The sequence below is a fragment of the Parafrigoribacterium soli genome (assembly GCF_040227235.1).
In the GTDB taxonomy this organism is placed as follows: domain Bacteria; phylum Actinomycetota; class Actinomycetes; order Actinomycetales; family Microbacteriaceae; genus Parafrigoribacterium_A; species Parafrigoribacterium_A soli.
This window is the reverse complement of record NZ_JBELNZ010000001.1, coordinates 346385-358738: the sequence shown is the minus strand read 5'-3', so window position 1 is coordinate 358738 and position 12354 is coordinate 346385. Positions and strand designations below refer to the sequence as shown.

The following is a 12354-nucleotide window of genomic DNA, read 5'->3' as shown; positions in this document are numbered from 1 at the left end:
GCGCCGCGTCACGGCGGGCTGTGAGTGCACCGCGGAGCGCTCGGAACCGGTTAGTCTGGACCAATGTTCGGGCTGACCTTCGACAAGCTGCTGGTGATCGCGGTGATCGCGGTCTTCCTGCTTGGCCCGGAGCGCCTGCCCGGTTACGCGGCTCAGCTGGCCCGATTCGTCAAGAGCGTGCGCAGGATGGCGGATGGCGCGAAGGATCGTCTGCGCGACGAGATGGGCCCCGACTTCGACGACGTCGACTGGCAGAAGCTCGACCCTCGGCAGTACGACCCGCGCCGCATCATCCGCGAGGCTCTCGCCGACGAGTTCGAGTCGGTCACGGCGAGGCCCGTTCAGGCATCCGCGTCGGCAGAGCGCAAGAGCACCCTCGGCGACGGTCCAGCGCCGTTCGATGACGAGGCCACCTGAGCCGACGTTCGGTCGCGGCCCGCACTAGCGGCGGCGGAGCGCCTTCAGCGCGCGAAGTAGCGTGAGCATGAGCCCGGTCATCCGAGCGAACTCTGCGCCGGTACGGGGGAGCGTGAGTAGCCCGGTCGACTCGGCGACCGTGCGGGCCTCGACGAAGCGCAGCAGCCCGACGCGGCCGTTGCGGCGCCCGAGGCCTGACTGCTTCATGCCGCCCATCGGGGCGTCGACCGAGGAGAAGCTCGCGCGGTAGCCCTCGTTGATGTTCACGCTTCCCGCGTCGATGGCGCTTGCGAGTTCGCGACCGCGACGCACCGAGCCGGTGAAAATGGATGCGTTGAGCCCGTAGGGCGAGTCGTTGGCCGCGATGATCGCCTCGTCCTCCGAGTCGACGACGGTGATGGACACGACGGGGCCGAAGGTCTCCCCGATGACGCAGGCCATGTCATCCGTCACGTTGCTGAGCACCGTCGGTTCGTAGAACAGCGGCCCAAGGTCGGGCCTCGCCCTGCCGCCGGTGAGAACGGTCGCGCCCTTGGCGACCGCGTCATCGACGTGGGCCTGCACCCGCTCGAGCTGCGACGGGAGCGTGAGCGAACCCACATCGCTCGAGTAGTCGAACGCGGCGCCCTGCACGAGTGCCTGCGTTCTCGCGACGAATTCCCTCGTGAACTCCTCCGCGACCGCCCGATGCACGTAGAGACGCTCGATCGAGACGCAGAGTTGCCCGAGCGAGGCGAAGCACGCGTACACCGCGCTCGCGGCGGCCTTCTTGGGGTTCACGTCGTCGAGCACGATGAGGGGATTCTTGCCGCCGAGTTCGAGAGAGGCACCGATCAGATTGGTGGCCGCCTGCACACCGACGACGCGCCCGGTGGCGGTGGAGCCGGTGAAGCACACGTAGTCGCAGGCGTCGATGACCGCGCCGCCGATCTCGGCGCCGTCGCCCGCGACGACCGGCCACAGCTCCGCGGGTAATCCTGCGTCGATGAACGCGCGCCTCGCGGCGAGGATGCTGAGCGCGCCCTGGTTGTCGGCCTTCTGCACGACGGCGTTGCCTGCGGCGAGCGCGGGAACCACATCCATGAGGCTGAGGCTCAACGGGTAGTTCCACGGCGTGATGACGCCGACGACGCCCTTGGGGCGGTATTCGACGCGCGTGATGAGCACGAGCGGGATGCCGGCGCGATGGCGGCGGGTGCGCAGCATCGATCGCGCGGAGAGCGCGTAGTAGCGCGTGACCCCCGCGCCCATGAACACCTCTTCGAATGCCTGGCCACGGGTCTTGCCGGTCTCGGTCTGCACGGCATCGAGGAGGAGCTCGCGCCGCTCCAGCAAGAGGTCGTGCGCGCGCAGCAGGATCCTGCGGCGATAGGCCCAACCACCCTCCTGCCAGAGGAGTTGTGCGAGCTGCGCTCGCGCGGCGGCATCCTGCACGTCGGTGACCGTGCTCATCGGCAGCTCGTGCAAGACTTCACCGCTGAACGGTGCGAACACTGCGGTGCTCGACGCGCGTGAAGAGTGAAGATCGCGATCGAGCTCGTCGATAACCGATCGTTCGAGAGGGGCGCCGGGCATGGCTTATTGTAAGCCGCGCTTCTCCGCCCGGTGCTGAGGCGGGCCGCCAGCGTGTGGCGGCCGCGCTACACTCTCGAAATGGTCGCACTGGAGCGCACATCGCCTCGCTCAACCCTGCCCCGCAGAACCGTCGCCGGTTATGCCATCGGATCGCTCGGCACGGGAGGTTTCGCCACCCTGCCGGGGCTCGTGCTGGTCTACTACCTGACCGACACGCTGGGAGTGGCGGCCATTCTCGCCGGGCTCCTCGTGACGATGGCGAAGATCTGGGACGTGATCATCGACCCGGTCATCGGTGCTCGCAGTGATCGCAGTCTCGCGCTGACCGCATCGAGGCGGCGGCTCATGGTGCTCGGCTCGCTCGCCCTGCCGGTGTTCTTCATCCTCACCTTCGCCGTGCCCACGGGGCTGCCGCCCATCGTCTCCGGGCTGTGGGTGCTCGTGGCATTCATTCTCACCGCCACCGCGTTCAGCCTGTTTCAGGTGCCGTACATCGCCCTGCCGGCGGAGCTGGTGGCCGATTACGACGAACGCACGCGGCTGCTGTCGTGGCGGGTCGTGGTGTTGACCTTCGCCATCCTGCTGTTCGGTGCGGGCGGTCCCGCGCTGCGCGACCTCGGCGAGGGGTTCTTCAAGTACTTCATCATGGCGGTCGTCGCGGGACTCGTCATCGGGTTCGGGATGCTCGTCTCGAGCTTCGTCGCGCCGCGCAACACCGGGTTCTCGGATGCGCCCAGGGTCTCGGTGCGCGAGAACTACGCGGCGGGCATCCGCACTCTGCGCCGCAGCCCGGCGTTCCGCGCCCTGTTGCTCACCTTCCTGCTGCAGGGACTCGCCACGGGGCTCATGCTCGCCGGCGCTCAGTACGTGGCCACGTGGGTGCTCAACAGCGAGAGCGCCGTGACGCTACTGTTCATCGCGCTTATCGCACCGGCACTCGGCGCCGCGCCCCTGTGGGGTGTGCTCGCGAAGCGCGTGGGCAAGGAGCGCGGCTTCGTGTGGGCGAGCATCCTGTTCGGCATCGCGGCGCTCAGCATGCTTGTGCTGCTCTGGTTCCCGGGCGACTGGGTGTACCTGCCCGTCGCGCTCGCCGGCGCAGGCTACGCCGGTATGCAGTCGCTGCCGATGGCGATGCTGCCCGACGTGATCTCGCACGACGCGCTCACGCACGGGGAGGGCCAGGCCGGCGCGTTCGGGGGAGTGTGGACGGCGGGGGAGACCGCGGGGATGGCGCTGGGAGCGAGCGTGCTCACGGTGGTGCTGGCGGCATCCGGATACGTCGCGGGCGTCGCCGGCGCGGTGAAGGAGCAGCCGGACTCGGCGGTCGCGGGCATCGTGCTGAGCTTCAGCATCGTGCCCGCCGTGATCATCGCGCTGAGCCTGTGGTCGTTCGCGCGGTATCCGCTGCGCAAGGCCGACATCGAGGTGACGGCGTGACCTCGTTCGTCGAGCAGCCTTCCGACATTCTGGAGCGACTGGCCTCCCTGCGAGAGGCGGATGCGCCCACGCACGGCGGTCACGTGCTCTCCTACGTCTACGACTCCGGCCTCGCCGAGCTCGACGAGCTCGCCGCCGCCGCGATTCGCATGGTGCAGCCGGTGAACGGACTCGACCCGACCACGTTCACCTCGGTCGCGGTGATGGAGTGCGAGGTGATCGGCTTCGCCCGCGCGATGCTGCACGGCAACGCGGATGTCGTCGGAACGGTCACGACCGGCGGCACCGAGAGTTGCCTGCTCGCCGTGAAGACGGCGCGGGACACCTGGCGGGCGACCCACGCCGGAACGCCGAGGCTGCTCGCCCCGGTCACGGCGCACGCGGCCTTCCAGAAGGCGGCGCACTACTTCGGGCTCGACCTCGACCTCGTGCCGGTGGACCAGGACGGCACGCTGCCCGCCGCGCGGATCCTCGAGCGGCTCGGCGACGACGTCGCGCTCGTCGTGGTCTCCGCACCCTCCTACCCCTTCGCGGTGCTCGACCCGATCGAGGAGGTCGCGGCCGCGTGCCTCGCGGCGGGCATTGACTGTCACGTCGACGCGTGCATCGGCGGGTGGGTGCTGCCGTTCTGGTCGGACCTGCCGCCGTGGGACTTCCGGCTGCCGGGCGTCACGAGCGTGAGCGCAGACCTGCACAAGTTCGGCTACGCGCCGAAGGGTGCATCCGTTCTGCTGCAGCGCGGGCGGGACAGGCAGCGCGCCCAGTATTTCGCGACCACGCGATGGCCTGGGTATCCGGTGGTCAACCCGACGATGCTCGGATCGAAGTCCGCAGGGGCGCTCGCCGCGGCATGGGCGATCATCCACGCGCTCGGGACGCCGGGCTTTGCGGCGCTCGCCGAGTCGTGCGAGCGGTCGACGCATGCGCTCGTCGCGCTCGTCGGCAGCATTCCGGGGCTGCGCGTCGTCGGCAAACCTGTGGGTCCGCTGCTCGCGGTCGCCACGGACGAGTCGGTTCCGGCCGACGAACGGGTTGACCCGCACCACTGGGCGGATCAGGCGCGAGGTCACGGCTGGTTGCTCCAGCTGCAGCCCGGGCTCGTGCAGTCCGACGGGAGCCACCTGCCGCACACCACGCACATCACGGTCACGCCCGTCACCGAGGGAGTGCTCGACGAGCTCGGCGCGGCGGTCGTTCTCGCCGCCGACGAGGTGCGCGGGCTGCCGCCGGTGACCGCGTCTGACGTGCTCGGCGGTCTGCCCCCGGAGATCGTGGCTGGCCTGTCGGCTCCGGATGCCGCCCCGCTGACCTCGGAGTCGGCATACGGCCTGCTCGCGCAGATCGGGCTGATCACGCCGGGGGATGTATCGTCACAGCTGCCCGAGCGAATGGCGCCGTTCATCGCGCTCATCGAGGCCCTGCCCGCGCCGCTCACCGAGCGGCTGCTCACGGAGCTGCTGGCGCGGCTGGTCGAGCCGCCTACTCCTTGAACTCGCGCCGCTCGCGCGCGTTCTTGAGCCAGACAGTGCTGAGCCCTCCGCCGATGATGACGATCGGACCGACGATCGGAAAGACCAGAGCGGCGGATGCGGGCGGCAGGTTCGACGCGAGCAGCCAGGCTCCCACGAGCACGACGGCACCGATCGCCAACACGGTGAGTCCTGCCTTCATGTGACGACTCTACCCGCCGGCGCTTCGACAGGCTCAGTGACCCTGTGTCTCAGCCACCGGAGGCTCGGCGACCGGTCGCGGGCCGCGCGCGGCCAGCAGTTCGGCGACGCCCGCGATCGCGACAGCGGCGGGGTCATCCGGGGTGCTCAGCACGATCGGCGTGCCGGTGTCGCCTCCCACGCGCAGGCCAACGCTGAGCGGAATGGAGGCCAGCAGCGGCACCTGCTGCTCGTCCGTGGAGAGCCGCGCCGCGGCATCCGCCCCACCGCCGCTGCCGAAGAGCTCGAGCACCGTGCCGTCCTGCTGCACGATCCCCGCCATGTTCTCGATGACGCCGATGACGCTCTGGCCGGTCTGCCGCGCGACGAGGGCGCTGCGTTCGGCGACCTCGGCGGCGGCGCGCTGCGGCGTGGTCACCACGAGCACCTCCGCGAACGGCAGCAGCTGGCCGATCGAGATCGCCACGTCGCCGGTACCGGGCGGCAGGTCGAGCAGCAGCACGTCGAGCTCATCGAAGTACACGTCGGTCAGGAACTGCTGCACGGTGCGATGCAGCATCGGCCCGCGCCAGGAGACGGCGGTGCCCGACTCGACGAACATGCCGATCGAGATCACCTTCACGTCGAAGGCGATGGGCGGCAGGATCATGTCCTGCACGCGCGTCGGCTTCTCGCCCGCGATACCGAGGATGCCGGGGATCGAGAACCCGAACACGTCGGCGTCCACGATGCCCACCCGCAGCCCTCGCGCAGCGAGCGCCACGCCGAGGTTCGCGGTGACGGTGGACTTGCCGACGCCGCCCTTGCCGCTCGTCACCGCGTACACGCGCGTGGGGGTGTCCGGTCCGAACTGCAGCGCCTTCGAGCGGCCGTTGCGCAGCTTGTAGGTGAGCTTATTGCGCTCCTGCGTGGTCATCGACGTCATCACGAGGTCCACCGAGGTTACGCCCGGCACAGCCGTGATCGCCGCGCGAACGTTGTTCTCGATCGTGCGCGCGGCGGGGCAGCCAACGATCGTCAGCTTGATCTCCGCGCTGGCCTCGCCGGCATCCGTCACGGTGATCCAGCTGACCATGTCGAGTTCGGTGATCGGCTTGCGGATCTCCGGGTCGATCACCTGGGTCAGCGCGCGGAACACCTTCTCTTCGAGGGGGTTCGGATCGTGCACCAGGGCCGGGGAGTCGGTGGTTGGTTGGGAGCTCGTCGGCTCCTCCGTGACGGGAGTGGGGTCGGTCATGATTGCGGAGTCGTCGAACGGCTCACTCCGCGGTCACCTCGTCTGTCTTCTCGTTATCGTCACGGTGCTGTTCATCGAGTTCGGCCAGCAGGGAGCGCAGTTCGGCCCTGATGAAGTCCTTGGTGGCCATGTCTTTCATGGCCAGTCGCAGCGCAACCACCTCGCGGGCGAGGTACTCGGTGTCGTTGAGGTTGCGCTCCGCACGCTGGCGATCCTGCACGATCTGCACGCGGTCGCGGTCATCCTGTCGGTTCTGCGCGAGCAGGATGAGCGGGGCCGCGTAGGAGGCCTGCAGCGAGAGGATGAGCGTGAGCGCGGTGAAGCCGTTGGCCGCAGAGTCAAAGCGCCACTGCACGGGCGCGAGGACGTTGTAAGCGAGCCACGCGACGCAGAGCAGCGAGAGCCCCACGAGGAACCACGGCGTTCCCATGGCGCGAGCGAATGTCTCGGACATGCGACCCATCCGGTCGCTGCTGCCGGGTCCTCCGCTGGTGAAGCGCGGCACGAAGCTCGTGCGGAGGCCCTTGGGGGAGTCGAGCGGGAGGTCGTCGCGGTTAGCCCTGGCCATTGCCTGTCCTCCTTGCCCGGTTGGTCGTTCTCTGCACCTGCTGTATCGCTATGGGAGCCGTCGCGGTCGAGACGGCGGACTGCCTGGCTCGCGCGCGAGGCGGCAGCGCCTGGTCTTCGTCGTGACTTCGCCAGTCGTCCGGCAGCAGATAGTCGAGGACATCGTCAATGGTCACCACCCCGACGAGTCGCTGGTTCTCGTCCACCACCGGCACCGAAACCAGGTTGTAGCTGGCCAGGATGCGCGCGACCTCGGCGGCCGAGGCATCCGAACGGACCGGGTCGAGCTTCTGGTCGATGAGAGTGCCGAGGCGTTCGTTGGGTGGGTAGCGCAGCATCCGCTGGAAGTGCACCATGCCGAGAAGGCGGCCGGTGGGAGGCTCGTACGGCGGCAGGGTCACGCATACCGCAGCGCCGAGTGCGGGCGCGAGCTCGTGACGACGGATGAGCGCCAGGCCCTCAGCGACGGTCGCGTCGGCGGGCACGATGATCGGGTCGGTAGTCATGAGTCCACCGGCGGTGTCGGGCGCATAGGCGAGGAGCATGCGCACGTCCTCCGCCTCCTCCGGCTGCATGAGCTCGAGGAGGGCCTCGCCGCGCTCCTCGGTGAGCTGCGCGATGAGGTCGGCCGCGTCATCCGGCTGCATCTGGTCGAGAACGTCGGCCGCACGATTGTCTTCGAGCTGGTTGAGGATGCCGACCTGCTCGCTCTCGGGCATCTCCTCGAGCACGTCGGCGAGGCGCTCGTCCGACATCTCCTCGGCGACCTCGAGCATCCGCTGCTCTGGCAGGTCGAGGAGGGCGTTGGCGAGGTCGGCGGGGAGTAGGTCTTCGTAGGTCGCGAGCAGCTGCGTCGCGGACTGCGCCTCACGCCTGCCGCTGCTCTCGCGAACGTCGGCCCACTTGGCGAAGAGCGTTTGGCCCTTGGCGAAGGGGCTGCCGCTGGGCTTCGGACGGCGCACAAAGAGGTCGGTGATCGACCACTCGGCGTCGTCGCCTTCTTCGATCGCCACGTCTTCGATGGTGGCCGTGCCCGAACCGTCCACCAGGGTGATCTTGCGGCCGAGCAGTTCGGCGATGACGCGCACCTCGCCGCCGCGCTGTTCGAAGCGCCGCATGTTGATGAGCCCGGTGGTGATGATCTGGCCCGAGCCGATACTCGTGACCCGACCAATGGAGAGGAAGACCTGGCGCCTGCCGGGAACTTCGACGATGAGTCCGACGACTCGAGGCGAGGACGTGTTGCGGTAGACGACGAGCACATCGCGCACCCTGCCGACCTTGTCGCCCGCGGGGTCGAAAACGGCGCACCCGACCAAACGGGCGACGAAGACTCTCGTGGCGCTCACAGTCTCTAACTTAGACCTTCAGCCCTGAATCTCGGCCGGATCGAGCGGGTCCAGCGTGCCGCCTTCCCAGCCCTGCCGGGGCGTTTCAGAGCTTCACCGGGGATAATGAGTCGCATGACAGGTCAAAACCCCTTCCTTCGTCGTGGACCCGTGTTCCCGACCCTGCCGAAGGGGGATGTGCTGGGTAGCTACGACACGTATCTCGAGGCCCAGGCGGTCGTCGATCGCCTCGCCAAGGCCGAGTTCCCGGTGAAGCAGCTCTCGATCGTCGGCAGCGACCTGAAGACCGTCGAACGCGTCACCGGCAAGCTCAGCTACGGCCGTGCCGCGGGAGCGGGAGCGGCCAGCGGCGCCTGGTTCGGTCTCTTCATCGGACTCGTGCTGTTCATCTTCTCGCCCATCGCCAACGCACTCGTCTACGTGGGCGCCGCGGCGCTCATCGGGGCCGGCTTCGGCATGCTGTTCGGCATCGTCAGCTACGCGCTCGGCCGCAGCCGCCGCGACTTCACCTCGACCCACCAGGTGCTCGCGAGTCGCTACGAGATCATCGTCGAGCCGAACCTGCTCATCCGGGCTCAGGAGCTGCTCGACCGCCCGGTTCCGAGCTCCTAACCGTTAGCGGCGCAGCCAGGCCTCCACGTCATCCGCCGTGCGAGGGATGCCGATGGACAGGTTCTCGGCGCCGTCGCCGGTCACCAGGATGTTGTCTTCGATGCGCACGCCGATGCCGCGGAACGCGTCGGGCACGGTGAGATCGTCGGGCTGGAAGTAGAGCCCAGGTTCGATCGTGAAGACCATGCCCGCCTCGAGCACACCGTCGAGGTAGAGGTCGCGCCGCGCCTGTGCGCAGTCGTGCACGTCGATGCCGAGGTGGTGTGAGGTGCCGTGCACCATGTACCTGCGGTGGTACTGGTTCTCGGGCTTGATCGACTCCTCGGCGCTCACGGGCAGCATGCCCCACTCGGCGGTCTTCCGGGCGATCACGGCCATCGCGGCCGCGTGGATCTCGCGGAACCGGATGCCGGGCCGCACGATCGCGAACGCGGTATCCGCGGCCTCGCGCACGGCCTCGTAGACGAGGCGCTGCGTCTCGGTGAAGGTGCGGCCGATCGGCAGCGTGCGGGTGATGTCTGCCGTGTAGTAGCTGTCGAGTTCGATGCCGGCGTCGAGCAGGATGAGCTCGCCCGGCCTCACCGGTCCGTCGTTGCGGGTCCAATGGAGGATGCAGGCGTGCGAGCCAGAGGCCGCGATCGTGTCGTAGCCCACGGTGTTGCCGTCTGCGCGGGCGCGGCGGTTGAAGGTTCCCTCAACGAGCCGCTCGCCCCGCGGATGTGCCGTGATCGAGGGGAGGTCGGCGATCACGTCGTCGAATCCCTGCTTCGTTGCCGCTACCGCGAGGCGCATCTGTTCGATCTCGTAAGCGTCCTTGACCAAGCGGAGTTCGGAGAGATCGCGGGCGAGCACGGCGTCGTCATCGTTCGGCTCGAGCTCGTCGAGATTGGCGGCCAGCAGCCTGCGACCGTCAACCTGGTCTGTGATGCCCCGGTCGGCATCCCGCACCAGGAGCGTGTCGGCGTCGACCGAGTCGAGCACGCCGGCGAAGTCCGCGATGCCCGCGGTCGCGAGGCCGAGGTCGGCGGCAACCTGGGCGAGAGAGGGGCGCGCGCCGATCCAGAACTCGCCGATCTCGGGGTTCGCGTAGAACTCGTCTGAGTCGCGGCCGGCACGCTCGCGGAAGTACAGCGTCGCCTCGTGTCCGTTCGCCATCGGCTCCATCACGAGCACGGAGTCGGGTTCGCTGTCGGAGCCCCAGCCGGTGAGGTGCGCGAACGCGGAGTGCGCGCGATAGGGGAAGTCGGTGTCGTTCGAGCGCACCTTGGCGGCACCCGCCGGCACGATGAGTCGCTTGCCCGGATGTAATGCGGAGATGCGCTCGCGGCGTGCCGCGGCGAAGGCGGCCTGCTCCCGGGGAGCGGGGAGGGCATCCGTTCGTTCGGCCCAATTGCTCGAGATGTAGCTCTTGAACGTGTCGGAGCCCGGCACCGTCGAGCGGTTGGAGGTAGCGCGCGGAGCGTCAGCTTTCGATTCGGCCATGCTCCATTGTCTCTCGCGAGGCTGCGCCGCGTCTCAGCCGGCGTGCTGCAGTTGCGCCACGACCGGCCGGTGGTCGCTGCCCGCCTTGTCTTGGTCTTCGATCACGCGCATTCCCGTGACGCGCCAGCCGTCGGTGACCATGACGTGGTCGATCGGCGCTCCGAGGAGCGCCGGAAGCGCGGTTGGCCAGGTTCCGATACCCGCGTTCCGCGTGCTGCTCGCCGCATCCGTGCAGTTTCCGAAGCTCTTGCCCGGTGTCGCGAGCCCGACCATGTGATCGAGTGTGGCGTTGAAGTCGCCGGCCATGATCGTGTTGCCCGTGCAGTGCTTCGACAGCCACTCGAGGTCCGACCTCCAGTGGGGCAGTTCGCCCGGCACGGGCGAGACCGCGTGTACCGCGACGATCGTGGGCCCCGAACCGTCGGCTGGCTGCGCGACGATCGTGGGCAGGGTCGAGGTGGAACCGGCGCTGCCGTCCACCCGATAGTCGCCGAGCCTCGCGCTGATGAGCATCGAGGTGGATCTCGCCTTCGAGACCTGGTCGAACGCGATGGAATGCAGGGTCATCGGATGCCCGCCCGCCTGCATGAGACCGGCCACGGCATCCGCGGTCGCTCGCGTCGTTTCGGGCAGCACCACCACATCCGCGCCCGCATCGAGCGCGAGGCTCGCGATGGCCTTCGCGCCGGGAGCGTCGCCGAGGGTGTTCCATGACAGCACGGTGATGTCGGAACTCGACTTGGTCGTGAAGGCGGGATTGCCGACGCCGCGCGTCGCGAGCACCGCGACGTTCACGAGGCCGAACGCGAGCACGAGCAGGGCGAGCGCCGAGCCGAACCGTCGGAAGGAGCCGTTCACCAGCACGAGCAGCAGGAGCAGCACCACGATGACGAGCGCCGCCATCGCTATCGCACCGCGGAACGAGACGAGTTGGGCGATGATCGCTGTGCGCTGCAGCCGAAAGAGCTCCGGCCACGCCACCACGAGAAGGGCCGCGGCAAGCGCAAGCAGCGCGGCGGAGGCGAGGATTCGACGGAGCATGGCCCCTCACCCTAACCGCTCGGTCACGACCGGGGCTGGAAGGAGGCTTAGCATGGCACCATGCCTGGGCCGATCGATCTGCACACTCACAGCAGCGTCTCGGATGGCACGGAGACTCCCGCCCAGCTGATCCGCGCCGCCGTGGCCGCCGGGCTCGACACCGCGGCGCTGACCGACCACGACTCGACCGCGGGCTGGCAGGAGGCCTTCGGTGCGGCATCCGGAACCGGCCTCACGGTGATCCCCGGCATGGAACTGTCGACGCGCTACGAGTGGAAGAGCGTGCACCTGCTCGCGTACCTCTTCGACCCGAGCAACGGTGGCATCATCGCGGAGACCGCGCGAATCCGGCAGGCGAGGCTGCTGCGCGCCGAAAGCATCGTTGAGCGCCTCTCGGTCGACTACGACATCGACTGGGCGGATGTCGTGGCCCAGACGACGGAGGGAGCCACCGTCGGTCGCCCCCACATCGCCGACGCGCTCGTGGCGAAGGGACATGTGCCGAACCGCAGCGCGGCCTTCGCGAGCATCCTGCATCCGCGCACCGGGTACTACCAGCCCCACTACGCTCCCGACCCTCTCGCCGCGGTGAAGCTCGTGCGTGCGGCCGGGGGAGTGCCGGTTCTCGCGCACCCGGGCACGAGGGATCGCTCAGGGGTCATCCCGGAGGATCGCTTCTCGCAGCTCGTCGACGCCGGACTATTCGGCCTCGAGATCGACCATCGGGAGAACACGGACTCAGGTCGCGCGAGGCTCTACGAGCTGGCCGAGCGCTACGGACTCGTGATCACCGGCTCAAGCGACTACCACGGCGAAGGCAAGCCGAACCGGCTCGCCGAGAACACGACGGCGCCCGAGGTGCTCGACCGCATCGTGGCCGAGGCCACCGGTAGCGTGCCGTTCACGGGCTCTCTCGTCCCCTGAGCTTGTCGAAGGGAGCTTGAGCTTCACGTTCCCTGAGCTTGTC

At 68.6% G+C, this 12354-nt stretch carries 12 protein-coding genes; 5 read left to right on the top strand and 7 right to left on the bottom strand.

What is annotated here, in order from left to right:
* Window positions 1-63 precede the first annotated feature (63 nt).
* Window positions 64-417 carry a Sec-independent protein translocase family protein gene (locus ABUA37_RS01770; protein WP_349897396.1) on the top strand — a complete coding sequence of 118 codons (354 nt, stop codon included), beginning with the start codon at window positions 64-66 and terminating at the stop codon, window positions 415-417.
* A gap of 24 nt (window positions 418-441) precedes the next feature.
* On the opposite strand, the gene ABUA37_RS01765 is transcribed toward ABUA37_RS01770, so the two are convergent.
* Window positions 442-1992, bottom strand: coding sequence for a succinic semialdehyde dehydrogenase (locus ABUA37_RS01765; RefSeq protein WP_349897395.1), 1551 nt, complete (start codon window positions 1990-1992; stop codon window positions 442-444).
* A gap of 78 nt (window positions 1993-2070) precedes the next feature.
* Here ABUA37_RS01765 and ABUA37_RS01760 point away from each other — a divergent pair, with 78 nt between their 5' ends.
* Both ABUA37_RS01760 and ABUA37_RS01755 read left to right on the top strand, forming a co-directional pair.
* Window positions 2071-3429, top strand: coding sequence for an MFS transporter (locus ABUA37_RS01760; protein WP_349897394.1), 1359 nt, complete (start codon window positions 2071-2073; stop codon window positions 3427-3429).
* Entirely contained in the window at window positions 3426-4919 is a 1494-nt protein-coding gene (locus tag ABUA37_RS01755; protein WP_349897393.1) for a pyridoxal phosphate-dependent decarboxylase family protein, read from the top strand. The genes ABUA37_RS01760 and ABUA37_RS01755 overlap by 4 nt, the downstream gene beginning before the upstream one ends.
* On the opposite strand, the gene ABUA37_RS01750 is transcribed toward ABUA37_RS01755, so the two are convergent.
* Genes ABUA37_RS01750 through ABUA37_RS01735 form a run of 4 tightly spaced genes read right to left on the bottom strand, consistent with a single transcriptional unit; the run spans window position 4909 to window position 8252 of the window.
* On the bottom strand, window positions 4909-5100 hold the full coding sequence (locus ABUA37_RS01750; RefSeq protein ID WP_349897392.1) for a hypothetical protein: 192 nt from the start codon (window positions 5098-5100) through the stop codon (window positions 4909-4911). The two genes, ABUA37_RS01755 and ABUA37_RS01750, sit on opposite strands and share 11 nt — an antisense overlap.
* Before the next feature lie 33 nt (window positions 5101-5133).
* Window positions 5134-6336 (bottom strand): P-loop NTPase, encoded by a 1203-nt coding sequence (locus tag ABUA37_RS01745; protein WP_349897391.1) that lies wholly within the window; start codon window positions 6334-6336, stop codon window positions 5134-5136.
* A gap of 22 nt (window positions 6337-6358) precedes the next feature.
* The gene (locus ABUA37_RS01740; protein ID WP_349897390.1) at window positions 6359-6904 is read right to left on the bottom strand and encodes a DUF1003 domain-containing protein; all 546 of its coding nucleotides are present in this window, start codon (window positions 6902-6904) and stop codon (window positions 6359-6361) included.
* Window positions 6891-8252 (bottom strand): magnesium transporter MgtE N-terminal domain-containing protein, encoded by a 1362-nt coding sequence (locus ABUA37_RS01735; protein ID WP_349897389.1) that lies wholly within the window; start codon window positions 8250-8252, stop codon window positions 6891-6893. The genes ABUA37_RS01740 and ABUA37_RS01735 overlap by 14 nt, the downstream gene beginning before the upstream one ends.
* A 114-nt stretch (window positions 8253-8366) precedes the next feature.
* On the opposite strand from ABUA37_RS01735, the gene ABUA37_RS01730 reads away from it, so the two are divergent.
* Window positions 8367-8864, top strand: coding sequence for a general stress protein (locus ABUA37_RS01730; RefSeq protein WP_349897388.1), 498 nt, complete (start codon window positions 8367-8369; stop codon window positions 8862-8864).
* Between the two features lie 3 nt (window positions 8865-8867).
* On the opposite strand, the gene ABUA37_RS01725 is transcribed toward ABUA37_RS01730, so the two are convergent.
* Both ABUA37_RS01725 and ABUA37_RS01720 read right to left on the bottom strand, forming a co-directional pair.
* Complete coding sequence (locus ABUA37_RS01725; RefSeq protein WP_349897387.1) at window positions 8868-10346, bottom strand: aminopeptidase P family protein; 1479 nt, start codon at window positions 10344-10346, stop codon at window positions 8868-8870.
* Window positions 10347-10379: 33 nt separating this feature from the next.
* Entirely contained in the window at window positions 10380-11387 is a 1008-nt protein-coding gene (locus ABUA37_RS01720) for an endonuclease/exonuclease/phosphatase family protein (RefSeq protein WP_349897386.1), read from the bottom strand.
* Between the two features lie 60 nt (window positions 11388-11447).
* On the opposite strand from ABUA37_RS01720, the gene ABUA37_RS01715 reads away from it, so the two are divergent.
* Window positions 11448-12311, top strand: coding sequence for a PHP domain-containing protein (locus tag ABUA37_RS01715; protein WP_349897385.1), 864 nt, complete (start codon window positions 11448-11450; stop codon window positions 12309-12311).
* The last annotated feature ends 43 nt before the right edge of the window (window positions 12312-12354 follow it).